The sequence below is a fragment of the Pseudomonas sp. Sample_22 genome (genome assembly GCF_004307635.1).
Classification (GTDB): Bacteria; Pseudomonadota; Gammaproteobacteria; order Pseudomonadales; family Pseudomonadaceae; genus Aquipseudomonas.
This window is the reverse complement of record NZ_RCNY01000096.1, coordinates 1-22737: the sequence shown is the minus strand read 5'-3', so window position 1 is coordinate 22737 and position 22737 is coordinate 1. Positions and strand designations below refer to the sequence as shown.

The following is a 22737-nucleotide window of genomic DNA, read 5'->3' as shown; positions in this document are numbered from 1 at the left end:
GAATGCATGGGGGTGATCGCGATTCATGCATTGATGCATTGACTTTCTATGCATAAATGCATATTCTTCTTGCTCATTTGGTGGGCTGTCATCCAAGGAGGCGTGAAATGACCACGGAGCATTATGCGTTGTTGGACATGCCTCTCTGGCTATTCATCACCCTGCCTCTGGTTGGCGGAATCGTCGGCGAAATGTGGCGCGCTGATAAAGAAGGGGTTACTGGCAGACCTCTTCTCCGGCGTCTGATCATGCGGTCTGGCTCCAGCGTGGTCTGCGGTGCTTCGGCGATCATGCTGCTGCACGCTGCCAATGTTTCGATTTGGGCCGTATGCGCAGGAGGGTGCCTGACAGCGATGGCCGGGACGGACGTGGTTTTGGGGCTTTATGAACGCTGGGTGGCCAAAAGGCTGGGCGTGCGCGATGTCCTGCCCGATGAAGCTGAGGACTGATTAGCAGCTAAACCAGGCACCGGCATTCATCCCTTACACATTGATCGTCCCGATAACTTGCAAGTGCGATGCGCTGGTGTACGGTTAGTCTCATTCCGCCCGATCAGGAGATGACCGTGAAAGCAATCACCCAACTGGCCGATGACCTTGGCAGGCAGTTGCAGCTTCTAAATGCCCATGTGTCCACCGCCGAGTCATGTACCGGTGGCGGGATCGCCGAGGCGATCACCCGGATTCCCGGCAGTTCGGCATGGTTCGAGGCCGGTTATGTCACCTACTCCAATCTGCAGAAGAACCTGCAATTGAACGTCCCGGTGGAGTTGTTCACTTCGGTGGGGGCGGTCAGTCGCGAGGTGGTCGAGGCGATGGCCAAAGGTGCGCAGGAAAAAAGCCGTGCGTTTTTTTCCGTGGCGGTCAGCGGCATTGCCGGGCCTGATGGTGGTTCGAAAAGCAAGCCGGTGGGCACGGTATGGTTGGCCTGGGGCGTTGGCGAACGGGTATTCAGTGAAGTGCAGCACTTTGCCGGTGACCGTGACGAGGTCCGCCGACAAACGGTAAAGGCCGCACTAGAGGGGCTGCTGCGCTACACCAAGGCAGAAATCTCAAATCAGGGGTAGGCGATCCGGAATCGCTGTGGAATAATACTGGCTACTTATACAGGTGTTGGCCGTCAGGCCTTATTGATTACGTGAGGACTTTAATGGACGACAACAAGAAGAAAGCCTTGGCTGCGGCCCTGGGTCAGATCGAACGTCAATTCGGCAAGGGTGCCGTAATGCGTATGGGCGATCAGGACCGTCAGGCGATCCCGGCCATCTCTACTGGCTCTCTGGGTCTGGACATCGCTCTCGGCATCGGCGGTCTGCCAAAAGGCCGTATTGTTGAAATCTACGGTCCTGAATCTTCCGGTAAAACCACGCTGACCTTGTCCGTGATCGCCCAGGCTCAAAAAGCCGGCGCGACCTGCGCATTCGTCGACGCCGAACACGCCCTCGACCCTGAGTACGCCGGCAAGCTGGGCGTCAACGTCGATGATCTGCTGGTTTCCCAACCAGACACCGGTGAGCAAGCCCTGGAAATCACCGACATGCTGGTGCGCTCCAACGCGGTTGACGTGATCATCGTTGACTCCGTGGCGGCACTGGTGCCGAAGGCTGAAATCGAAGGCGAAATGGGTGACATGCACGTGGGCCTGCAAGCCCGTCTGATGTCCCAGGCGCTGCGTAAAATCACCGGCAACATCAAGAACGCCAACTGCCTGGTGATCTTCATCAACCAGATCCGTATGAAAATCGGCGTGATGTTCGGCAGCCCGGAAACCACCACCGGTGGTAACGCACTGAAGTTCTACGCATCGGTACGTCTGGACATCCGTCGCACGGGTGCGGTGAAAGAAGGTGATGAAGTCGTCGGTAGTGAAACCCGCGTCAAGGTTGTGAAGAACAAAGTAGCTTCGCCGTTCCGTCAGGCCGAGTTCCAGATTCTTTACGGCAAGGGTATCTACCTCAACGGTGAGATGATCGACCTCGGCGTGCTGCACGGTTTCGTCGAGAAGTCCGGTGCCTGGTATGCCTATAACGGCACCAAGATCGGTCAGGGCAAAGCCAACTCGGCCAAATACCTGGCGGATAACCCGGACGTCGCCGCAACGCTCGAGAAGCAACTGCGTGACAAGTTGCTGTCCCCGGCGTCGGTAGCGGACGCCAAGGCTTCTGCGGTCAAAGAGACCGAAGACGATCTGGCTGACGCTGATATCTGATTGATCCGATGACCGCCGTACTCGATACACTCGTCGCGGTGCGGCGAACCGCAATGGACCTGCTCGCACGACGCGAGCACGGTCGGGTTGAGCTGGCGCGTAAACTGCGCCAGCGCGGCGCCCTCCCTGAAATGATCGATACAGCGCTCGACCGGCTGACGGAAGAGGGTTTGTTATCCGAATCCCGTTACCTCGAGAGTTTTGTTTCCTACCGAGCCCGTTCCGGATATGGCCCTTTACGGATTCGTGAAGAATTGAGCCAGCGTGGTCTGCAACGCAGCGATATCGAACTGGCCTTGCGCGAAAGTGGCATCGATTGGCAGGAGCAACTGGCAGACACCTGGCGGCGCAAGTTCTCCGGGCAGTTACCGATCGACGCGCGGGAACGAGCCAAGCAGGGCAGGTTCCTGGCGTACAGGGGATTCTCCATGGAGATGATCAGCCGCTTGTTCAGCGGCCGAGGGATGGACGATTAACTGAAACGGCTCGCTATTTCGATAGCGGGCCGTTTTTTTTTGCATTACGTGATCTTGGACGGCGTTCGTGTGCGTTGTTGTGCCTGAGGTTGGGATTGTGCCCAGTTTTCCGGCAGGTTGATGTAGTCCACCAGCGCTCGCAACCGACCGTGATCACGTGCGTTGAAGGTGAAGGCCAGGCGCGCCAGGTGGCTGAACTGTACTTCGTCGTGTTCCTCGCCACTGTACGCATGCTGATGGAAGTGATCGCTCAGGCACAGATCAGCGAATGCCTTCTGCATATGTTCGAGGGCGCGCTCACTGAGCGTATGGTTCATGCGGATCACGAACTGATGCTTGAGCCAGCGACTGGAGTGGAAGTTGCTGTAGAACTGGTTGATGTGCTCCACGGCTTCCTCGGCGGTGTAGACCAGTTTCACCAGATTCATGTCGGTCGGCAGGATGTAACGGTTTTCCTCCAGTTGTTGCTGGATGAACTCCAGCGCTGCATGCCAGAACTTGCCGCCCGGCGCGTCCAGCAGTACCACGGGGACCAGCGGGCTTTTGCCGGTCTGGATCAGCGTCAACACTTCCAGCGCTTCATCCAGCGTGCCAAAACCACCTGGGCACAGGACAAGAGCGTCGGCTTCCTTGACGAAGAATAACTTGCGCGTGAAGAAAAAGTGGAAGGGCAGCAGGTTGGTTGTGCCCTGAACAGTGGGGTTGGCATGCTGTTCGAAGGGCAGGGTGATGTTGAATCCCAGGCTGTGTGCGAGGCCGGCGCCTTCGTGAGCGGCGGCCATGATGCCTCCACCTGCGCCGGTGATCACCATCATGTCCGAGCGCGCCAGGGTGGCACCGAGTTCTCGGGCGAGACCATATAGCGGGTGTTCGATGGGCGTGCGGGCAGAACCGAAGACCGTGACCTTGCGCCGGCCCTTGAACTGTTCCAGCACGCGAAAGGCTTGTTCCAGTTCGCGCAAGGCTTGCAGTGTGATCTTGGCATTCCAGCGATTGTGGTCTTCCTGGGCCATGCGCAGCACGGTCAGGATCATGTCGCGGTAGATTGGGATGTTCGGGCTGTTGGGGGAAACAAGGCTGAGTTGCTCTTCGACCTTGCTGATGAGGTCGTGGCCGCTTTCTTCAAAATGACGGCTCAGGAGGTCATTCGGTTGGTAAGGCATTCAACTTCTCCTTCTGCACAGAGCCCACGGCGGCGACTACGCAATCGTCGATGCCACGACACTTCATGTGTCGCTGTCTGCCCCAGGCCCGTGCCTGGGCGATCCACTTGGCCCGAAAGTCACCGGGCCATCCAAACAGGCTCTGTTTGTCCCTTGGATGAAAGAAACGTTCGCACAACACAATACGTAACGGGCGGCCCTTTTCCTGCCCTGACAAGTGAGTGTGGATAAGTAGAATCTAGACCTTCGCGGTGATTTTCGCTGCATTGATCATTGCGCCGCAAAGTCTTGCCTGGCAACCGCTTATTGATGATTTGCAAGGTGGTTTCACCGCTCGTCAGAACGCAAGCCAAGTGTCATGCACTCTGATTTACTAAGTTACAGGTGTGATACGACAACTTTGCGTCAACGGCAGGGCGCACGGTACAAGCAGTTAAAGGATTTTTCGCTCAACGCGAGTGAGGTGCAAGGAGGCGGGAAACCATGGCCAGAGTCATTCTGGAGATCGATACGCAGCTGTATCGATTGTTGAAATCATCGGCCGAGACCAATCATTTGAGTCTCGAGGAGGAGTGCTGCCGGCGTCTTGTAGGCACGGAGCGTCGATCACGTTACTTGCAGGCACTGCTGGCAGAGTTGCGCGCCGAAGATGAACAGCGACGCGCAAAGTCTCATTGATTACTTCTTCTTCGGCACCGCTTTCGGGCAATCCGATTCCTGGTAGCTGGCAGAACCCACCGCGCGGTTGGTCTTCACTTCGGTGAAGTCGTAACGCATCACTGCACCCTTGGCCATCAATTTACGGTAGGACGGGTTGTTGCAGACCGAGGCGCCCAGCTGGAAGTACACGGCTTTGGGATCGGCGCGCATCTTGTTGGCGTGGCTGCTTTGCACGCTCAGGTGGTTGATCAGGACATTGCCTTCGACGGTGTAGCCTTGATCGAGAATGTCTTCATTGATCGCCCGAGGAGTGCCGACGCTGCTTTGTGCGGCGACGTTGCGCAGTTCTCTGTTCAGATTCTGCTCGCTCAGGGATGCAGCCTGAGCGTTGAAGGTCGAAGCCAGCAGAATGGCAGCGGTGGGAACGATAAGGCGCAGCATGAAACTCTCCTGGGGCAGTGATGGGTGGTTTGACCCGTCACGTGACTGTGCGTTCAGTGGCGGCGAATTATAGGGGAGGCGGCCTGGACGGTACAGGCTTGCTCCTGTCGGTCTGGTAAACTGCCGGTACTTTTTGCCTTGCCGAGTGTTTTTCGTGTCGACTCCTTTTTCCCGCTGGCGTTGCCTGCCATGAGCCATGCCCCCAATGCAGTAGCCCGCCTGCGCGATCAGCGCGAAGACGAAGGCATCAAGCCGCTTCAGGCCCGTGGCTGGCGCGCAACCCGTTGCCGTGCCTGCCGCGTGATCGAGAGTCACTGCCTGTGCGCCTGGCGCCCGCAGGTCGAGACCCGCTCCGGTGTGTGCCTGATCATGACCAGCAAGGAAGTGTTCAAACCGAGCAATACCGGTTGGCTGATTGCCGACGTGGTGCGCGATAACCACGCGTTCATCTGGTCGCGTACTGAAACCGACCCACAGATGCTGGCGTTGTTGTCCGACCCGCAATGGCAGCCTTATCTGGTGTTTCCAGGGGAATATGTCGCACCCGAGCGCGTCACCCACAGCGTGGCGGTGGATGGCAGCAAGCGGCCGTTGTTCATTCTGTTGGACGCGACCTGGACCGAAGCCCGGAAGATTTTCCGCAAGAGCCCGTATTTCGACTCGCTGCCGATCCTCAGCCTGTTGCCCGAAAAACTGTCCCGTTATCAATTGCGCCGATCCACCCGCAGCGAGCACCTGTGCACCGCGGAAGTCGCGGCGTTGTGTCTCGATCTGGCGGGCGATGAGCAGGCGGCATCGGCACTGGACGCTTATTTCGATGTGTTCAGCCAGCATTATCTCGATGCCAAGCGTCAGCTTGAAATGAACGTCGAAACGCCGGCACACGCCGAGTTGTTGCCGTTCGTGCAGAAAATCGCTGCGGGCGGGGATTGATTGTCGCTCATACTGCAAAAGACTGTAGTGGCCATGTAGCTTGACCACCCCGGTTTCGCTGGGCATGCTTGGCGCCGATCAGTGCGCGGCCGAAGTTTGATACGCCTATTCTGTGCCAACGAGAATAGTCATGTATCGGCGTTCAATGTGCCCCGGGTACCGCTCTCTGGCTGTACCTTGAGTTGCTGGAAAAACAGGATCATTTGAACAATGGCCACATACGAAATCCTGATTGCCGATGACCACCCACTTTTCCGTTCCGCCTTGCATCAAGCGTTGAGCCTTGGGCTTGGTCCCGATGTGCGTCTGGTGGAAGTGGCGAGCATTGCCGAACTGGAAACCCGCCTGACCGAAAAAGCCGATTGGGATCTGGTCCTGCTGGACCTCAACATGCCTGGGGCGTACGGTTTTTCAGGCTTGGTGCTGTTACGTGGCCAATACCCGCAGATTCCAGTGGTGATGGTTTCCGCTCAGGAAGAGGCGACAATCATGGTCAAGTCTCGTGAGTTCGGCGCCAGCGGGTTCATTCCCAAATCCAGTGACCTGAGCGTGATCCAGAAAGCCGTGCGTGCGGTGCTCGATGGCGATGTATTCTGGCCGCCGCAGGCATTCGAAGCCGTCAGCGTATCCGATGAGGCCAAGGCTGCCAGCGAAGGGCTTGCCAGCCTGACGCCGCAGCAGTTCCGGGTATTGACGATGGTTTGCGAAGGTTTGCTGAACAAACAGATCGCCTATGAACTGAGCGTTTCCGAGGCGACGATCAAGGCGCACGTGACGGCTATTTTCCGTAAGTTGAATGTGCGGACCCGGACTCAGGCAGCGTTGCTTCTGCAACAACTTGAGTCAATTTCGAGCCACTGAGGGTTGGCTTCTTCACGCTTTTTTGACTTTGGTTAATCTAGCTTTCCCACTCCTTTTTGGTCAGTTGCCTACTCTATGTCACCTTTCAAAGGCCAGACCGGCCTTAAACGTATTCTCAACGCCTCCGGCTATTCGCTGGACGGCCTGCGCGCAGCCTTCACCGGGGAAGCTGCGTTTCGGCAGTTGGTATTGCTCAATGTGATCCTGATCCCGCTGTCGTTCTTCCTGAACGTCAGCCGGGTCGAGCAAGCCTTGCTGATTGCCGTCTGTTTACTGGCACTGATCGTCGAGTTGCTCAACTCGGCGGTGGAAGCGGCCATCGACCGTATTTCCCTGGAGTTGCACCCGCTGTCGAAAAACGCCAAGGACATGGGCAGCGCCGCGCAATTGGTGGCGCTGACCATGATTGCGCTGGTGTGGGCCGTGATTCTGCTTTAAGCGATCGTGGGCAGTACGATCTCGTCGCTGCGCTGAACCCCTGCGGTGAAGGCGCGGCACAGATCGAGGAATTCGCGCATCGCCGATGTCTGGTATTTCTGTTTGTGCCAGATGAAGTAGAACTGTCGCGCCAGGTCCAGATCCGGTGTTTCCACCGCTACCAGGCTGCCGCGACGGAATGCGTCCCGCAGCGCCAATCGCGATATGCACCCAATCCCCAGGCCGGACTCCACTGCGCGCTTGATCGCTTCCGTATGCTCGAGCTCCAGGCGGATATTCAACGCGCTGCGGTGATGGCGCATGGCCTGATCAAATGTCAGGCGCGTGCCTGAACCTTGCTCACGCAGAATCCAGGCTTCGTGGCTCAGTTCATCCATGCTTGCCGTGCCGCGTTTGGCCAAAGGATGTTGCGGCGCGCAGAACACCACCAATTCATCTTCGACCCAGCTTTGCACTTCGATGTCCGGGTGGCTGCAATCGCCTTCAATCAGACCCAGGTCAATTTCATAGTGGGCTACTTGTTGCACGATATTGGCAGTGTTCTGCACGTGCAGCTTCACCTGGCTTTCCGGGTGGCGCTGCATGAAGCTGCCAATCAGCAGGGTAGCCAGGTAGTTGCCGATGGTCAGGGTTGCGCCTACCGCCAATGAGCCGAAACCGGACTTGCCGTTGAGCAGGTCTTCGATTTCCTTGGCCTGATCAAGCAGCGCTACCGCTTGCGGCAACAGCTGCTTGCCAAGGGCGTTGAGGCTCAGGCGTTTGCCGGCACGGTCGAACAACTGGCAGCTGCACTGACGCTCCAGTTCGGTGATTGAGGTGCTTGCCGCCGACTGCGAGAGGTTGAGCAGGCCCGCAGCACGGGATACGCTTTCCTGCTGGGCGACAGCGACGAAGACTTGAAGTTGACGGAGAGTAAATCGCATATCGATATAACCGATAACCCTTATCTTAATAATCCAGTTAACAGATATTGTCGTCGCTATTAGAATGCGATGCAATTGCGCACCCCGGCTCTGTTCATGCAAGAGCGAGCGCAGACCAATCTCCAGGAGTCCCACGTACATGAGCAACATGAACCACGAGCGTGTCCTCAGTGTTCATCACTGGAACGACACTCTGTTCAGCTTCAAGTGCACCCGTGATCCGGGCCTGCGCTTCGAGAACGGTCAGTTCGTGATGATCGGCCTGCAACAGCCTAACGGCCGCCCGCTTATGCGCGCTTACTCGATCGCCAGCCCGAACTGGGAAGAGCATCTCGAGTTCTTCAGCATCAAGGTGCCAGATGGTCCGCTGACTTCCCAGTTGCAGCATTTGAAGGAAGGCGACGAGATCATCATCAGCAAGAAGCCTACCGGCACGCTGGTGCTGGATGACCTCAAGCCTGGCAAACATTTGTACTTGCTCAGCACCGGTACCGGTCTGGCGCCGTTCATGAGCGTCATCCAGGACCCGGAAACCTACGAGCGTTTCGAAAAAGTGATCCTGTGCCACGGCGTACGTTACGTCAACGAAGTCGCCTACCGCGAGTTCATCACCGAGCACCTGCCGCAGAACGAGTTCTTCGGCGATGCGCTGCGTGACAAGTTGATCTACTACCCGACCGTGACCCGCGAACCGTTCGAGAACGAAGGTCGCCTGACCGACCTGATGCGCAGCGGCAAGCTGTTCAGCGACATCGGTCTGCCGCCGATCAACCCGCAGGACGACCGCGCCATGCTGTGCGGTAGCCCGAGCATGCTCGACGAGACCAGCGAAGTGTTGAACAGCTTCGGCCTGAAAGTTTCGCCGCGGATGCGCGAGCCGGGTGATTACCTGATCGAGCGTGCATTCGTCGAGAAGTGACCGCAGGTCACGTGTAGGAGCCGGCTTGCTGGCGATAGCGCCTTTAAGATCGCCATCGCCAGCAAGCCGACTCCTACAATAGATTCGCAGCGCATCCAAAAAGCCCGCATGACCCCGGACGGTCATGCGGGCTTTTTCGTTTCCGGCGTTCAGGCTTTCGCGGGAATGACTTCGAGCACGCGGATCAGCTCGGGCGTCGGGTAATGCCAACGCACATCCACATCCCAGAACTGCGCGCCGTATTCCCGTTCCGGCGCAGGTGTCTGATAGGCCGGGCGTGGATCCTGCGCCAGGCATTGCTCGATCAGCTCGACCAAAGGCTCTGCAAGGCGCTGGGCGTGGCCATTAGCCTGGTGCAGCGCAGCATCCGTCCACTCTACGGCAATCAACTGCGGCGCGGCGCTGGCGATAGTGTTGGAGGCGGTGGCGATGATGTCGGCGTAGGGAACGTAGGGTTTGATGTCGAGAACCGGTGTGCCGTCGAGCAAGTCGATGCCGGAAATCCACAGACGATTGGCTTCAACCTTGTCCAACTTCACCACGGATTGACCAATGCCGTTGGGACGATGGGTTGCGCGTGTCGCAAACACGCCCATGGATTTGTTGCCACCGAGGCGGGGAGGGCGGACCTTCAGGCGCGGCTTTTCTTCCAGTGCCTGATGGAACATGAACAGCAGCCAGACATGGCTGACCTGTTCAAGGCCCTGCACGGCATCACCCTGATCGAAAGGCGCCACCAGTTCCAGCACGCCGCGAGCGGCCGGAGCCAGTTGCGGTTGACGCGGAATGGCAAACTTCTCCTTGAAGCAGGAGCGCACGAAGCCGATGGGGGAAACGCTGTAGGTCATGGTTTACGGTCGAGGCGGGGTGAGGGTGGGCATGATAACCCGATCAACCATGATCATTCCCACGCTCTGCGTGGGAATGCCTCAATGGACGCTCTGCGTCAGCTCTTGGGACGCGCAGCGTCCCGCGCTGCATTCCCACGCGGAGCGTGGGAACGATCATAAGGAGAAGATCAGAGGCTGAACCCACCATCCAATGGGATGATATTCCCGGTCATGTAAGCCCCCGCCGTACTCGCCAGGCTGATCGCCAGCGCCGCCATCTCTTCCTCGCGCCCCCAACGCTTCATGGGGATCAGCGCCGTATCCTCGGCCAATGCCTGCTTATCATTGCCGATATGCTGGGTCATCTTGCTCGGGAACCGTCCCGGTGCGATCACGTTGACGTTAATGTGCTGGCTGACCAGCTCCCGCGCCAGGATCCGCGACAATTGGTGCAGTGCGGCTTTGCTGGGGCCGTAGGCGTAGGCCTGTTCGCCGAAGGAAGAAATCCCCGCCACCGACCCGATGTTGATGATCCGCGCCGGGTTCGCTTCGGAACCTGCCTTGCGCAGCAGCGGCAGGAACTGCTGGATGCAGTTGAACACCGAAGTCACGTTGAGCTGCATGACCTTTTCCCAGCCCTTGATGGGATAGCTTTCCAGTGGCGCGCCCCACGTGGTGCCGGCATTGTTCACCAGAATGTCGAGATGGGTGATCTGCTCGCCCAGGCGTGTGGCCAGTTGTTGCACGCCTTCTTCCGTCGCCAGGTTGGCAGCTACGGCATGGCAGCGCCCAAGGGCACCGAGTTCGTCAGCGGTTTGCTGGCAAGCTTCGGCATCGCGGGCGCAGACATACACGGTCGCGCCAGCCTCGACATAGGCCTTGGCAATCATTTTGCCGATACCACGAGTGCCGCCGGTCACCAGAGCGGTGCGGCCTTGCAGGGAAAAGTAGGGGTGCATGGCGAATCCTGAGAACTTAAGGGTCTCTACACCCTAGTCGTCAGCCGTGAGAAGCGGAGCCACTATTTTTGCGAGGAATGAGCATCCATACAGGACTGCCCTTTCTTTTGCAGGCGCACATCTTGCTGGCGATAGCGTCCTCAAGATCGCCATCGCCAGCAAGCTGTGCTCCTACAGGGAGTGAGCATCCATACAGCTTTGTGACGCCATCCCTTGTAGGAGCAAAGCTTGCTCGCGATAGCGCTTTCGAAATCGCCATCGCCAGCAAGCTTTGCTCCTACAGGGACGCGGGCGGGCGATTACTGCGGACGCACGCGCAGGGTCAGGCCCTTGAGGAAATTGCGCAGCAACTGGTCGCCGCACGGGCGGTAGTTGGTGTGGCCGAATTTGCGAAACAGCGCGCTCAGCTCAGGCTTGGACACCGGGAACTCGGCGGCCTTGAGGATCGCGTGCATGTCGTCTTCCTTGAGTTCGAAGGCCACGCGCAGTTTTTTCAGGATGATGTTGTTGGTCACCGGCACTTCGATCGGCTGCGGTGGACGGCTTTCGTCCTTGCCACGCTTATAGATCACCAGGCCGTCGAGGAAATGCGCCATGACTTCGTCCGGGCAGCGTACGAAACCTTCCTCGTCCTCCTCTTTCTTGTCGAGCCAGGTCACCAGGTCTTCGAGCTTCACATCCATGCCACCGAGCTTGATGATCTCGATGACTTTCTTGTCGCTGATGTCGAGCATGTAGCGCACGCTGCGCAGTACGTCGTTATGAATCATGTGGGCAGTCCCGATTTTCAACTGTGGGCGTCGCAACCAGGCGCGACGCCGAAATGTGTGACGGCGTGAAAAGCCTTAGAACTTCTCTTTGCCGGACAGGTAGCGCCATTGTCCCAACGGCACTTTACCGATGGATACGCCACCGATGCGGATCCGGCGGATACCTACGATCTTCAGGCCGACGGCCTGGCAGAACAGGGCGATAACACCCGGTTGCGGGTTTTTCATGGCAAAGCGCAGGCGGTTTTCGTTCTGCCAGCTGGCCTTGACCGGCGGCAATTCCTTGCCCTTGTAGGTCAGGCCGTGTTGCAAGCGATTGAGACCGTGCTCGACCATGTCGCCTTCGACTTCGACCACGTATTCCTGCTCGATCTTGTTGGAGTCGGCGGTGAGTTTGCGCAGGATCTTCCAGTCCTGGGTGAACACCAGCAAGCCGCTGGCGTTAGCCTGCAGGTCAGTGCTGGCGGTCAGGCGCTGGAAGTGGCCCTTGAGCGGACGTTTGCCGTAACGGTGTTCTTCGCTCAGCGTCTCGGCGCTGATGGTCGCCATGGCGGTGTCCGCGTCCATGCCGGCGGGCACGTTGAACAGGATGGTTACCGGTTCCGGGGCAGTGGCCTTGGCTTCTGGATCCAGCTCGACTTTTTGTGCGCCGACTTTGAACTGCGGCTCGTCGATGACTTCGCCGTCGACGGTGACCCAGCCGCCTTCGATGAACAGCTCAGCCTCCCGACGGGAGCAGCCGACGAGTTCGATGAGGCGTTTGGAGAGACGAATCGGGTCAGTCATGACAGGGCCGTAACAAAAAAGGGGTGGGCATTGTACCTGCCTGGCGCCGGTTAAGCCCGGTTCCATTTGAGGTCGGTCGCAATTCCTGTGGGCGCTGGCTTGCCAGCGATTGCATCACCTCGGTGTATCTGGCTTGACCGCAGCGTCCGCATCGCTGGCAAGCCCCACAGGGTTAATCTGGTGTGTCAGCCATGTTGTGAGCGTTGCTGGACCTGGCGCATTCGCATATGCAACAACGGATAGGGCTGTCCCATGCCATCGACTTCCGAGCGGCCGATCACCTCAAACCCTTGCTTGAAGTAAAACCCCAGGGCTTGCGGGTTCTGTTCGTTCACGTCCAGTTGATCGGCGTTGAGGTTTTCCAGGGCATAACGCAGCAATTTCTTGCCCAGGCCCTGACCGCGGTGTTGCGGGTCAATAAAGAGCATTTCGACCTTGCCCGCCGCGACCCCGGCGAATCCGGTAATGCGCTGGTTGGCGTCCTTGGTGCAGATCAGCATGACGGCATCGAGGTAGCGGGTCAGCACCAGATTCTTCAACAGATTGATGTAACTGTCTGGCAGAAAGTCATGGGTGGCGCGGACCGAGTCCTCCCAGACCCGGGTCAGTTCTTCATAGTCACTCTGTTTCGGTGTGTGGATGACCGAATGTTGGCGCATGCCCGCCTGCTCCTTCTTTTAGCTACCGACTGTAAAAAGTGAGATTCCGTTCTTCACCAAACGATAGCCGTAAAAAAGCCCCGCATCTCGTCAAGAGAGCGGGGCTTTGCATAATTTTTGCGTTTAGATCTGTTCAGCCCACAGATCGTATTCGTCGGCGTCGGTCACCTTGCACCAGACTTTATCGCCCGGCTTCAGGTTGCTGCCATTGTCGATGAATACGTTTCCGTCGATTTCCGGAGCATCGAAGAAGCAACGGCCGACCGCGCCTTGCTCGTCGACTTCATCGACCAGCACTTCGATTTCACGGCCGATGCGCATTTGCAGGCGGGCCGAGCTGATCGCCTGCTGGTGCGCCATGAAGCGCTCCCAACGATCCTGCTTGACGTCATCTGGAACCACTTCCAGGTCCAGGTCGTTGGCCGGCGCGCCGTCGACCGGCGAGTACTGGAAGCAACCGACGCGATCGAGCTGGGCTTCGGTCAGCCAGTTCAGCAGGTATTGGAAGTCTTCTTCAGTCTCGCCCGGGAAACCGACGATGAAGGTCGAGCGGATGATCAAATCCGGGCAGATTTCGCGCCAGTTCTTGATCCGCGCCAGGGTCTTGTCTTCGAACGCCGGGCGTTTCATCGCCTTCAACACTTTCGGGCTGGCGTGTTGGAACGGGATGTCCAGGTACGGCAGGATCTTGCCGGCGGCCATCAGCGGGATCAGTTCGTCAACGTGCGGGTACGGATAAACGTAGTGCAGGCGAACCCAGACGCCGAGGGTGCTCAGGGCTTCGCAGAGTTCGGTCATGCGGGTTTTCACCGGCGCGCCGTTCCAGAAACCGGTGCGGTATTTCACGTCGACGCCATAGGCGCTGGTGTCTTGCGAGATCACCAACAGCTCTTTGACGCCCGACTTGACCAGGCGCTGGGCCTCGTCAAGGACATCACCGACCGGACGGCTGACCAATTTGCCGCGCATCGACGGGATGATGCAGAAGCTGCAGCTGTGGTTGCAGCCTTCGGAGATCTTCAGGTAGGCGTAGTGGCGTGGGGTCAGTTTGATCCCTTGCGGCGGCACCAGGTCGATCAGCGGGTTGTGATCCTGACGCGGCGGCACGACTTCGTGCACGGCGTTGACCACTTGCTCGTACTGCTGCGGACCGGTCACGGCCAGCACGCTCGGGTGCACGTCGCGGATGTTGCCTTCTTCGACGCCCATGCAGCCGGTGACGATGACCTTGCCGTTTTCCTTGATCGCTTCGCCGATCACTTCCAGAGACTCTGCCTTGGCCGAATCAATGAAGCCGCAGGTGTTGACCACCACGACATCGGCGTCCTGATAGGTGGACACGACGTCATAGCCTTCCATGCGCAGCTGGGTAAGGATGCGCTCGGAGTCGACCAGTGCTTTGGGGCAACCCAGGGATACGAAGCCAACCTTTGGATTGGCCGGCGCAGGAGTGGTGGACATGTCTAACCTCGGTGTTTTGTGACGCCGCTTGCCGGGCTGGGCAAAACCGACGGACGGGCGCTTGAACTGCGCCTCTGATCAAAAAGTGCGCAATTCTAGCGGTGAGACGTTCACTTGACCAGCTTTATGCGGGGAAATACGACGAGTGCTGCGCTATGCTTCGCGCGGTTGGGCTTTACGGATTTTTTACAGTCAACAAAACGTCTGTAACGTAAAGTAAAAAAGCGCATGCTGCAGAAAAGTGCTTCATTCAAGAAGCCGGGTTTTGGTAATCAGGAGTGGTGGATGGGGCACGCAAGTAGTCAGGCAGGAGCGACCGGGCATTCGGCGGCCAAACCGATCGGCATGCTGGTTGCGGCAGTCGGGGTGGTTTATGGCGATATCGGCACCAGTCCGTTGTACACCCTCAAAGAAGTGTTCTCCGGCGCGTATGGTGTGCCGGTCAATCACGATGGCGTGTTAGGCATTCTGGCGCTGATTTTCTGGTCACTGATCTGGGTCGTGTCGATCAAGTACATGATGTTTGTCCTGCGCGCCGACAACCAGGGCGAAGGCGGGATCATGGCCCTGACCGCGCTGGCACGCCGAGCGGCGTCGGGGCATGCCAGGCTGCGTGGCTTTCTGGTGGTATGCGGGCTGATCGGTGCGGCGTTGTTCTATGGCGACAGCATGATCACCCCGGCCATCTCCGTATTGTCGGCAATCGAAGGCCTGGGATTGGCATTCGAGGGGATCGACCATTGGGTGGTGCCGTTGTCGTTGATCGTGCTGGTGGCGCTGTTCCTGATTCAGAGTCACGGCACCGCACGGATCGGCATTCTGTTCGGGCCGATCATGGTCACCTGGTTCCTGGTGCTGGGAGCGCTCGGTGTCTACGGCATCGTTCAGCACCCGGAAGTCCTGCAAGCGATGAACCCGGTTTGGGGTGTGCGTTTCTTCATCGTGCATCCGGGCATGGGCGTGGCGATTCTCGGCGCCGTGGTGCTGGCATTGACCGGTGCCGAAGCGCTCTACGCGGACATGGGCCACTTCGGTCGCAAGCCGATTGCCCGCGCCTGGTTCATCCTCGTGCTGCCGGCGTTGGTGCTCAACTATTTCGGCCAAGGCGCCTTGCTGCTGGGTGACCCGGAAGCCGCTCGCAACCCGTTCTACTTGCTGGCGCCAAGTTGGGCGTTGATCCCACTGGTAGGCCTGTCGACCCTGGCCACGGTGATTGCCTCGCAAGCGGTGATTTCCGGTGCGTTCTCCTTGACCCGTCAGGCGATCCAGCTCGGCTACATCCCGCGCATGCATATCCGGCACACCTCGAGCGCTGAACAGGGCCAGATCTACATCGGTGCAGTGAACTGGGCACTGATGGTCGGCGTGATTTTGCTGGTGATAGGTTTCGAATCCTCCGGCGCCCTGGCTTCCGCCTACGGTGTGGCGGTGACGGGCACCATGCTGATGACCACTATTCTGGTGTCGGCGGTGATCCTGCTGCTGTGGAAGTGGCCGCCGATCCTTGCGGTGCCGATCTTGCTTGGTTTCCTGTTGGTGGACGGTCTTTACTTCGCTGCCAACGTACCGAAAATCGTGCAGGGCGGGGCATTCCCCGTGATTGCCGGTCTCGCATTGTTTGTCCTCATGACCACTTGGAAGCGCGGCAAGCAGTTGCTGGTCGATCGCATTGATGAAGGTGGATTGCCGTTGCCGATCTTCATCAGCAGTATCGCCGTGCAGCCCCCGCATCGGGTCCAGGGTACCGCTGTGTTCCTCACCGCCCGGCCGGACGCCGTGCCTCACGCTCTGTTGCACAACCTTCTGCATAATCAGGTGCTGCACGAGCAAGTGGTGCTGTTGACGGTGGTGTACGAAGACATCCCGCGAGTGCCGCCGAGCCGGCGCTTCGAAGTCGATTCCTACGGCGAGGGTTTCTTCCGGGTAATCCTGCATTTTGGCTTCACCGATGAGCCGGACGTGCCGAAGGCGCTGAAACTGTGTCATCTCGATGAACTGGACTTCAGCCCTATGCGCACCACCTACTTCCTCAGCCGCGAAACCGTCATCGCTTCCAAGCTCGAAGGCATGGCCCGCTGGCGCGAGGCACTGTTCGCCTTCATGTTGCAGAACGCCAATGGCAACCTGCGCTTCTTCAATCTGCCGTTGAACCGGGTGATTGAGTTGGGGACACAGGTGGAGATGTAAGACTGCAAGATCAAAAAGCCCCGCTTGCCTTGCGGCAGCGGGGGCTTTTTATGACGTATCCAAAGGCAGCGATAAACCCTGTGGGAGCGGGCTTGCCCGCGATGGCAGCGTGTCAGTCGACAGAGATGTCGGACGTTATGCCCTTATCGCGGCAAGCCTGCTCCCACAGGGATTTGTGTCGAGTTCAAGTAACGGTCATGAAAAAGCCCCCGTAACCGAAACGCTGCGGGGGCTTTTTTGCAAACGCTGCTCAGATCACTCCTGAGCCTCGGTTTCCTGCGCCTGGCGTTTCTTGATCACCCCCACCAAACGCTGGGCCAGCGCCGGGTAGTTTTCGTCGAAGTGGTGGCCGCCGGGCAATTTGATGACTTCGCCCACGGCGCTCTTGTCGGTGCAGCCACTTTCATCGACTTCTTCTTCACCGTAGATGCACACCACTTTAGCGGCTGGCAACCTGGCCATTTCCGGGCCGGTGGCGGCTTCCTTGCCGGCGTTGCCGAGCCAGCCTTCGACTTCGATTTCGAAGCTGCCGGTACGGGCGAAAGCCAGCAGGATGATTGCGTCGACGCGATTCTGTTCCGATTCGGCCAGGCGGTTGTAGATCGCTGGCAGCACGTCGGCACCGAACGAGTAACCGGTGAGAATGAAGCGCTTGGTGCCCCATTTCTGCCGGTAGTGCTGCATCAGTTCTGCCAGGTCCAGGGCGCTCTGTTCCGGACTCTTGTGCTGCCAGTAGTAACGCAAGGTGTCGATGCCGACCACCGGGTAACCGATCTTGGCCATTTCGCCGGCGACATCGCGGTCCAGATCGCGCCAGCCACCGTCACCGGAGAGGAACAGGGTGACCGTGTCCCTGGCCTGGCCTGCGGGCACTTCAACCACCGGAATCTGCAGGCCGCCTGCCGCTTTGTCGCCGCCGACGAGGATCTTGCGCAGTTCGTTGTTCAGCACTTGCGGCAGGTTGATGTCGTAGTCGCTGATGCTGGTTTCGGCGTTCGGCTGGTCACGCACGAAGCCGGCACTGGTGTCGTCCGGGTTGTCGTTCCATGCCACCAGCCAGTGGCCGTGGGCGGCGCTTTTGGGCAACAGGTGTGTGCAGCCACCGGGTTTTTCCAGGGCCAGATCCACGGAAACGGCCTGGGCCTTATCGTTCTTCTGTTCCGACAACCAGCGCCAGGCCAGCACGGCGCCCGGGCCGATGCCGCTGACCAGCGTGGCCGGCCCCTGCAGTTCACGCAGGCCCGCTTGCAAGGCGCGGCTTTGCAGCAGGCAATCCTTGGGCAGGATCACCTGAACGATCTGCGCCGAGGCACTGCGGCTCAGGGTGGTCAGTTGCTTGTCATTGAGTTTCTGATCATCGTTGACCGCCACCAATACCTGGGCCTTCGGCGTGGTGCCGGGAATGACGCGGGTCATGGCTGCGCCATCGGCCGGTGTGAGCTGTTCGAGGGTCGGTTCTGGTGCCGGGCGTTTGAGGTACCAGAAACCGCCGCCGAGAATCACGGCCAGCACGATCAGTGCGGCCAGGATGTATTTCAGGGAGCGTTGAATCATCAGCGTTTCACCAATCCAGTCAAGCCGCCCGCGATCAGGGCAGCAGTGTCGGCCAGCGCAACCAGCGGATCGAGTCCGGCGGGCACGGCCATATAACGGGGTTCCCAGTCAGGCTGGAATTTGTCTTTGAAGCGGCGCAAGCCTTGGAAGTTGTAGAGCTGCTCACCACGGCGGAATACCATCGAGCCCAAGCGCTGTGTCAACGGTGCACCGCGACGGGGTTGCAACCCCGACAACGGCACCATGCCCAGGCTGAAGCGCGCGTATCCATGATTTTTATAATGTTGAATCAGGCCGACCATCATGAATTCCATGGTCAGCTTGGGGGCGTCCGGGTGCGCGCGCATCAGGTCGAGGCTGGCCAGGTCATGGCTGTAGGTCTCGAGCAGGTTGGCGAATGCCACCGGGCGCCCCTCGAAACGGATCACCGCTATATGGAAATGCTTGAGGTAGTCATCACTGAACCGCCCCAGGGAGAAGCCTTTCTCACGCACGTTCTTGCCAGTCAGCCAGGCATCGGAAATCACCTTGAGCTCATCCATCGGCGCCTGGCCCGGTTCGTGGATTTCCAGCGACAAGCCATCGCGGGTGCCACGGTTCCAGGTGTAGCGCAGGTCCTTCATCTCCTTGCCCTTGGCTTCGAGATCAAAACGCTTGAGATCGACCCGGGCTTCTTCACCGAGCTTGATCGCGGTCAGGCCGATGTCCATGTAGTACGGCAGGTTCTCCGCGCGCACTTGATAGAACACCGGACGGGCGTGGTGGATGTCACACAGGTCACGGAACTGCCAGATCATTTCCGCTCGTTGCTGGGCAGGGCCAATCGGGTCATACAACGCCACAAGGCTGCGGCCACGACGGGCATACATCAGGAACGCCTCGTCGTTGGGGTGGAACAGCAGGGCCTTGTCGCCGGTGAGGGCCAGGCCGCCGTCCGGTTGCGCCGAGGCCATGAGGATCTTGCTGGCGCGCTCCAGTTCATCGGGCGTGGGCAGATGAATCACCGGGCGGGCCGTGCGCAGCAGCCAGGTCAGGGATACCACCACCAGCAGCACCGCGGCGCCGAGCAGCGAGCGCAAGCCACGGGGAGCATCGGCGTCCAGGGTGAACTGCCACCACAGCTGATGGCTGTAGGGAACGTCCTGATAGGCGAACAGCAGCAGCCACATCGAAGCACCGAGTACGCACAGGCTGGCCACCAGGTACAACGGCGAAAACGGCAGTTCGGTCAGACGGCTCGGACGGTAGAACGAGCGGCGGAAAACCCCGAGCAGGCTCGCGGTCAAGACCATCAGGCTGGCTTCTTCCCAGTCGAAACCCTTGAGTAGAGAGAGCAGGGCGCCGACCAGCAGCAGAATGGTGGTGAGCATCCACGCTGCCGACAGTCGCCGACGCAAACCCTGGGCGAGCAGCAGGCACAACACGCCGATCAGGCTGGCGCCCAAGTGCGAGGCGTCGACCAGTCGATGCGGAATCAGAAAGCCGATGTGTTCCAGGCGGGTGTCGATTTCCGGCGTTGCTCCGGAAAACAACAGCACTACCCCGGAAAGAAACACCAGCACCGCGAGAATCGGCGCTGCCAGGCCAGACGCGGCACGCAGCGTCTGACGTGTCTGGAACAGGCGCTGCCCTTCGTTGATCAACAGCAGCAGGCAAGCCACCAGCATCGGCAGCACCACGTAGATCAAGCGATAAAGCAGCAGGGCGGCGGCCAGTGGCGCGGCGCCGAGTTTGTCGGAAAAGGCCGCGAGCAAGATCGCCTCGAACACCCCGACGCCGCCGGGCACATGACTGAGCACGCCCGCCGCCAGCGCCAGGAGGTACACCAGCATGAATGCGCCGAAGGGCGGAGCTTCGGGCAGCAGGAGATACAGCACGGTCGCGGCGGCGGCCACGTCCAGAGCGGTGATGAGCAGTTGCAGGAACGTCAGGCGGCGCCCGGGCAGGCGCAAGGTGCGACGACCAATCTTGACCAGCAGGTTATCGGCGTAGGGTTGTTCCGGCAGGCGGCGACGGTACAGTCCGACGGCCAGCACGCTGAACAACAGCAGTACGCCGGCAGCGATGGCACCGAGCAAGATCTCTGAGAGCCCCAGGGCCGCAGAGGCCGCGGGCAGATTGCTGAGTGTCGCCAGTGCCGCCAGTGGCGGCAGGGCGCAACCGAGCGACAGGCTGGCAAACAGCGTCATGTGCGCAACCTCAGAAGCCCCCAGGCCATGACGCGCATATAAACGGTAGCGAACCGAGCCACCCGACAGCATCGACAGGCCGATGGCATTGCCAATGGCGAAAGCGCTGAAACCGCCCAGGGCCACGGTGCGCGCGGGCAGGCTCACACCGGCATAGCGACTGGCTGACCATTCATAGCCCAGCAATAGGATGAAGCCTGCCACGGTCGCGCCCAGTGCACCGAGCAATGCCGGTTTTGGAACCTCGAGAATCGAGTCGTGCAGAGCGTCCAGGTCAAGTTCGCTCAGCAGGTGACGACAGGCAATCAGCGCGATCGCGAACAACAGCAGCGTGACCGCAAGACCTATGGGCTGACGGTATTTACTGACGCGATCAAGCAAGCGCAGTCGCTCGGCTTTGATCGGTTGTGTCGCTGTGACGGTGTCTTGTGAATCAGACGAGTTGGCGCGCATCAATCACCTCTTGGATTGTGCGCGACAGGATGGAGGTATCCAGCCAAGTTACCAATCCCTGTAGAAAAAAATAATTACAAATATTAACGCCTCGCACCGGGCGATGGTGCGAGCGCGATTTCACTCGTAGAGGGTTCAGTCTGCGATAGAGCATAGTCCGGACTCGGCGCATGGGTGATCCCCAATGGCTGGCGACACAGTGACAGATCATTGTTGCGAAAGGACTTTTTCAACAGATACAAAAAAGGCCACTCTTTCGAGTAGCCTTTTTTGATGTTTGGTTGCGGGAGCCGGATTTGAACCGACGACCTTCGGGTTATGAGCCCGACGAGCTACCAGACTGCTCCATCCCGCGTCTGTGTGGCGGCATTCTATAGAGTATCGGCGAGGTGTCAACCGTTAATCCCGGGAAGGGTCAAATAAACGTAGAAGAGCGGCAAACGGTCGCAGGTGCGGCTTAAGTTGCAGAATCGCAACGATTTCCCATTTGAATGCCTTGAGCATCAATAGAAGCTCTGCCGAATAAAAAACAGGCGCGCACAAAAAAGGCCACTCTTTCGAGCAGCCTTTTTTGATGTTTGGTTGCGGGAGCCGGATTTGAACCGACGACCTTCGGGTTATGAGCCCGACGAGCTACCAGACTGCTCCATCCCGCGTCTGTGTGGCGCATTCTATAGAGAATGGCCGGGGTGTCAACCCGTAGGATCGATAAAATCCGTTTTGCTTCAACTGCTTAGGTATTAAAGGAGACTCTGGATCGGGCTGCAGCCCAAGCCTGGCAAGGGTTCCGGCTCTATTGGTCGAGGCGTTTCGATTGAGAAAATAAATTCACCAAAGGTTCTTCCTACAGCTGCGTGAGAACATTCAGTACTACTGGTGCTATATACAGGTGTCGATGAGATACTGCCTGTCCTACTCCGTGTGTCTCCCATTCTTCATCATGAACACCGCGTTGATATGACCCAGCGAAAAATCATCCACGTCGATTGTGACTGTTTCTACGCCGCCATCGAGATGCGTGATGACCCGCGCCTGGTCGGCAAGCCGCTGGCGGTGGGAGGCTCGGCGGATCGGCGTGGCGTGATCGCCACCTGCAATTACGAGGCGCGGGCCTACGGTGTGCGCTCGGCCATGTCTTCCGGGCATGCATTGAAGCTGTGTCCGGACCTGACCATCGTCAAGCCGCGTATGGACGCCTATAGAGAAGCATCGAAGGAAATTCATACGATTTTCCGCGATTACACCGAGATCATCGAGCCGCTTTCTCTGGATGAGGCTTACCTCGACGTATCGGACAGTGCTCATTTCGGCGGGAGTGCCACGCGAATCGCCCAGGATATCCGTCGTCGCGTTTCCAATCAGCTGCACATAACGGTGTCAGCAGGGGTGGCGCCGAACAAGTTTCTTGCCAAGATCGCCAGTGACTGGAAGAAACCCAATGGTTTGTTTGTCATCACGCCGGATCAGGTCGAAGACTTTGTCAGTGGATTACCGGTCAGCAAACTGCATGGGGTCGGCAAAGTCACCGCCGAGCGGTTGGGCAAGCTCGGCATCATCGATTGCTCACACTTGCGCGAGTGGGACAAGTTGGCGCTGGTGCGTGAATTCGGCAGCTTTGGTGAGCGACTCTGGAGCCTGGCGCGTGGGATCGATGATCGCCAGGTGCATAACGATAGCCGTCGGCAGTCCATCAGTGTCGAAAATACCTACGATGTTGACCTTCCGGATTTGCGCAGTTGCCTGGACAAGCTGCCGGAGTTGTTGGAAACCCTCAAAACCCGAATGGCGCGAATCGACAGCAGCTATCGGCCGGGCAAGCCGTTCGTCAAAGTGAAGTTTCACGACTTCACGCAGACCACGCTGGAAC

At 58.8% G+C, this 22737-nt stretch carries 22 protein-coding genes and 2 tRNA genes; 11 read left to right on the top strand and 13 right to left on the bottom strand.

From position 1 onward, the window contains the following. Positions 1–107: 107 nt before the first annotated feature. The 4 genes from D8U73_RS28590 to recX all read left to right on the top strand — a co-directional run bounded on the left by D8U73_RS28590 (position 108) and on the right by recX (position 2684). On the top strand, positions 108–449 hold the full coding sequence (locus D8U73_RS28590) for a phage holin family protein (protein ID WP_056856171.1): 342 nt from the start codon (positions 108–110) through the stop codon (positions 447–449). A gap of 116 nt (positions 450–565) precedes the next feature. Further along, entirely contained in the window at positions 566–1066 is a 501-nt protein-coding gene (locus tag D8U73_RS28585) for a CinA family protein (protein WP_130906365.1), read from the top strand. 83 nt (positions 1067–1149) lie between these two features. Continuing rightward, positions 1150–2208: a recombinase RecA gene (gene recA, locus D8U73_RS28580; protein ID WP_056856170.1), complete on the top strand. Its 1059-nt coding sequence runs from the start codon at positions 1150–1152 to the stop codon at positions 2206–2208. 8 nt (positions 2209–2216) lie between these two features. Further along, complete coding sequence (gene recX, locus D8U73_RS28575; RefSeq protein ID WP_130906364.1) at positions 2217–2684, top strand: recombination regulator RecX; 468 nt, start codon at positions 2217–2219, stop codon at positions 2682–2684. A gap of 44 nt (positions 2685–2728) precedes the next feature. Here the strand turns inward: recX and D8U73_RS28570 are convergent, their stop codons facing one another. After that, positions 2729–3847: a TIGR00730 family Rossman fold protein gene (locus tag D8U73_RS28570; RefSeq protein ID WP_130906363.1), complete on the bottom strand. Its 1119-nt coding sequence runs from the start codon at positions 3845–3847 to the stop codon at positions 2729–2731. Between the two features lie 483 nt (positions 3848–4330). On the opposite strand from D8U73_RS28570, the gene D8U73_RS28565 reads away from it, so the two are divergent. Then, positions 4331–4525, top strand: coding sequence for a hypothetical protein (locus D8U73_RS28565; RefSeq protein ID WP_056856167.1), 195 nt, complete (start codon positions 4331–4333; stop codon positions 4523–4525). Here D8U73_RS28565 and D8U73_RS28560 read toward each other — a convergent pair whose 3' ends face one another. After that, the gene (locus D8U73_RS28560; protein ID WP_056856166.1) at positions 4526–4948 is read right to left on the bottom strand and encodes a PA3611 family quorum-sensing-regulated virulence factor; all 423 of its coding nucleotides are present in this window, start codon (positions 4946–4948) and stop codon (positions 4526–4528) included. A 189-nt stretch (positions 4949–5137) separates the two neighbouring features. Between D8U73_RS28560 and D8U73_RS28555 the strand changes: the two genes are divergently transcribed. The 3 genes from D8U73_RS28555 to D8U73_RS28545 all read left to right on the top strand — a co-directional run bounded on the left by D8U73_RS28555 (position 5138) and on the right by D8U73_RS28545 (position 7180). Continuing rightward, on the top strand, positions 5138–5881 hold the full coding sequence (locus D8U73_RS28555) for a tRNA-uridine aminocarboxypropyltransferase (RefSeq protein ID WP_056856165.1): 744 nt from the start codon (positions 5138–5140) through the stop codon (positions 5879–5881). Positions 5882–6091: 210 nt separating this feature from the next. Beyond that, the gene (gene erdR / locus D8U73_RS28550) at positions 6092–6742 is read left to right on the top strand and encodes a response regulator transcription factor ErdR (protein WP_056856164.1); all 651 of its coding nucleotides are present in this window, start codon (positions 6092–6094) and stop codon (positions 6740–6742) included. 75 nt (positions 6743–6817) lie between these two features. After that, positions 6818–7180, top strand: coding sequence for a diacylglycerol kinase (locus D8U73_RS28545; protein WP_008060649.1), 363 nt, complete (start codon positions 6818–6820; stop codon positions 7178–7180). Here D8U73_RS28545 and D8U73_RS28540 read toward each other — a convergent pair. After that, the gene (locus D8U73_RS28540) at positions 7177–8103 is read right to left on the bottom strand and encodes a LysR family transcriptional regulator (protein WP_056856163.1); all 927 of its coding nucleotides are present in this window, start codon (positions 8101–8103) and stop codon (positions 7177–7179) included. The genes D8U73_RS28545 and D8U73_RS28540 overlap by 4 nt on opposite strands. Before the next feature lie 139 nt (positions 8104–8242). Between D8U73_RS28540 and fpr the strand changes: the two genes are divergently transcribed. Further along, positions 8243–9022: a ferredoxin-NADP reductase gene (gene fpr / locus D8U73_RS28535; RefSeq protein ID WP_008054100.1), complete on the top strand. Its 780-nt coding sequence runs from the start codon at positions 8243–8245 to the stop codon at positions 9020–9022. A gap of 149 nt (positions 9023–9171) precedes the next feature. On the opposite strand, the gene tsaA is transcribed toward fpr, so the two are convergent. The 6 genes from tsaA to rimO form a co-directional block, all read right to left on the bottom strand. Further along, positions 9172–9870 (bottom strand): tRNA (N6-threonylcarbamoyladenosine(37)-N6)-methyltransferase TrmO, encoded by a 699-nt coding sequence (gene tsaA, locus D8U73_RS28530; protein WP_130906362.1) that lies wholly within the window; start codon positions 9868–9870, stop codon positions 9172–9174. Between the two features lie 170 nt (positions 9871–10040). Then, on the bottom strand, positions 10041–10811 hold the full coding sequence (locus D8U73_RS28525; protein WP_056856162.1) for an SDR family oxidoreductase: 771 nt from the start codon (positions 10809–10811) through the stop codon (positions 10041–10043). 299 nt (positions 10812–11110) lie between these two features. Next, complete coding sequence (locus D8U73_RS28520) at positions 11111–11581, bottom strand: DUF1456 family protein (protein WP_056856161.1); 471 nt, start codon at positions 11579–11581, stop codon at positions 11111–11113. A gap of 75 nt (positions 11582–11656) precedes the next feature. After that, complete coding sequence (locus D8U73_RS28515; RefSeq protein ID WP_056856160.1) at positions 11657–12367, bottom strand: rRNA pseudouridine synthase; 711 nt, start codon at positions 12365–12367, stop codon at positions 11657–11659. Between the two features lie 185 nt (positions 12368–12552). Next, positions 12553–13026, bottom strand: a complete 474-nt coding sequence (locus tag D8U73_RS28510; protein WP_056856159.1) for a GNAT family N-acetyltransferase — start codon at positions 13024–13026, stop codon at positions 12553–12555. Positions 13027–13149: 123 nt separating this feature from the next. Then, positions 13150–14487 (bottom strand): 30S ribosomal protein S12 methylthiotransferase RimO, encoded by a 1338-nt coding sequence (gene rimO / locus D8U73_RS28505; RefSeq protein ID WP_003222282.1) that lies wholly within the window; start codon positions 14485–14487, stop codon positions 13150–13152. 285 nt (positions 14488–14772) lie between these two features. Between rimO and D8U73_RS28500 the strand changes: the two genes are divergently transcribed. Next, the gene (locus D8U73_RS28500; RefSeq protein WP_130906361.1) at positions 14773–16674 is read left to right on the top strand and encodes a potassium transporter Kup; all 1902 of its coding nucleotides are present in this window, start codon (positions 14773–14775) and stop codon (positions 16672–16674) included. A gap of 255 nt (positions 16675–16929) precedes the next feature. On the opposite strand, the gene D8U73_RS28490 is transcribed toward D8U73_RS28500, so the two are convergent. From D8U73_RS28490 to D8U73_RS28475, 4 genes are all read right to left on the bottom strand, one after another. Beyond that, positions 16930–18228 (bottom strand): AcvB/VirJ family lysyl-phosphatidylglycerol hydrolase, encoded by a 1299-nt coding sequence (locus tag D8U73_RS28490; RefSeq protein WP_130906360.1) that lies wholly within the window; start codon positions 18226–18228, stop codon positions 16930–16932. Beyond that, positions 18228–20870 carry a bifunctional lysylphosphatidylglycerol flippase/synthetase MprF gene (mprF, locus tag D8U73_RS28485; RefSeq protein WP_130906359.1) on the bottom strand — a complete coding sequence of 881 codons (2643 nt, stop codon included), beginning with the start codon at positions 20868–20870 and terminating at the stop codon, positions 18228–18230. Before mprF ends, D8U73_RS28490 begins: the two co-directional genes overlap by 1 nt. A gap of 278 nt (positions 20871–21148) precedes the next feature. Next, positions 21149–21225, bottom strand: a tRNA-Met gene (locus tag D8U73_RS28480). A 224-nt stretch (positions 21226–21449) separates the two neighbouring features. Next, a tRNA-Met gene (locus D8U73_RS28475) sits at positions 21450–21526 on the bottom strand. 301 nt (positions 21527–21827) lie between these two features. Between D8U73_RS28475 and dinB the strand changes: the two genes are divergently transcribed. Beyond that, the coding region (dinB, locus tag D8U73_RS28470) for a DNA polymerase IV (protein ID WP_130906358.1) at positions 21828–22737 on the top strand (910 nt) is incomplete at its 3' end.

Coding starts and splice junctions, on each gene's coding strand:
- rimO (WP_003222282.1), bottom strand. CDS start 14,487: ATGTCCACCACTCCTGCGCCGGCCAATCCAAAGGTTGGCTTCGTATCC.
- fpr (WP_008054100.1), top strand. CDS start 8,243: ATGAGCAACATGAACCACGAGCGTGTCCTCAGTGTTCATCACTGGAAC.
- D8U73_RS28545 (WP_008060649.1), top strand. CDS start 6,818: ATGTCACCTTTCAAAGGCCAGACCGGCCTTAAACGTATTCTCAACGCC.
- D8U73_RS28570 (WP_130906363.1), bottom strand. CDS start 3,847: ATGCCTTACCAACCGAATGACCTCCTGAGCCGTCATTTTGAAGAAAGC.
- mprF (WP_130906359.1), bottom strand. CDS start 20,870: ATGCGCGCCAACTCGTCTGATTCACAAGACACCGTCACAGCGACACAA.
- recA (WP_056856170.1), top strand. CDS start 1,150: ATGGACGACAACAAGAAGAAAGCCTTGGCTGCGGCCCTGGGTCAGATC.
- D8U73_RS28515 (WP_056856160.1), bottom strand. CDS start 12,367: ATGACTGACCCGATTCGTCTCTCCAAACGCCTCATCGAACTCGTCGGC.
- D8U73_RS28500 (WP_130906361.1), top strand. CDS start 14,773: ATGGGGCACGCAAGTAGTCAGGCAGGAGCGACCGGGCATTCGGCGGCC.
- D8U73_RS28540 (WP_056856163.1), bottom strand. CDS start 8,103: ATGCGATTTACTCTCCGTCAACTTCAAGTCTTCGTCGCTGTCGCCCAG.
- D8U73_RS28555 (WP_056856165.1), top strand. CDS start 5,138: ATGAGCCATGCCCCCAATGCAGTAGCCCGCCTGCGCGATCAGCGCGAA.
- D8U73_RS28525 (WP_056856162.1), bottom strand. CDS start 10,811: ATGCACCCCTACTTTTCCCTGCAAGGCCGCACCGCTCTGGTGACCGGC.
- D8U73_RS28520 (WP_056856161.1), bottom strand. CDS start 11,581: ATGATTCATAACGACGTACTGCGCAGCGTGCGCTACATGCTCGACATC.
- D8U73_RS28490 (WP_130906360.1), bottom strand. CDS start 18,228: ATGATTCAACGCTCCCTGAAATACATCCTGGCCGCACTGATCGTGCTG.
- tsaA (WP_130906362.1), bottom strand. CDS start 9,870: ATGACCTACAGCGTTTCCCCCATCGGCTTCGTGCGCTCCTGCTTCAAG.
- recX (WP_130906364.1), top strand. CDS start 2,217: ATGACCGCCGTACTCGATACACTCGTCGCGGTGCGGCGAACCGCAATG.
- erdR (WP_056856164.1), top strand. CDS start 6,092: ATGGCCACATACGAAATCCTGATTGCCGATGACCACCCACTTTTCCGT.
- D8U73_RS28565 (WP_056856167.1), top strand. CDS start 4,331: ATGGCCAGAGTCATTCTGGAGATCGATACGCAGCTGTATCGATTGTTG.
- D8U73_RS28560 (WP_056856166.1), bottom strand. CDS start 4,948: ATGCTGCGCCTTATCGTTCCCACCGCTGCCATTCTGCTGGCTTCGACC.
- D8U73_RS28510 (WP_056856159.1), bottom strand. CDS start 13,026: ATGCGCCAACATTCGGTCATCCACACACCGAAACAGAGTGACTATGAA.
- D8U73_RS28590 (WP_056856171.1), top strand. CDS start 108: ATGACCACGGAGCATTATGCGTTGTTGGACATGCCTCTCTGGCTATTC.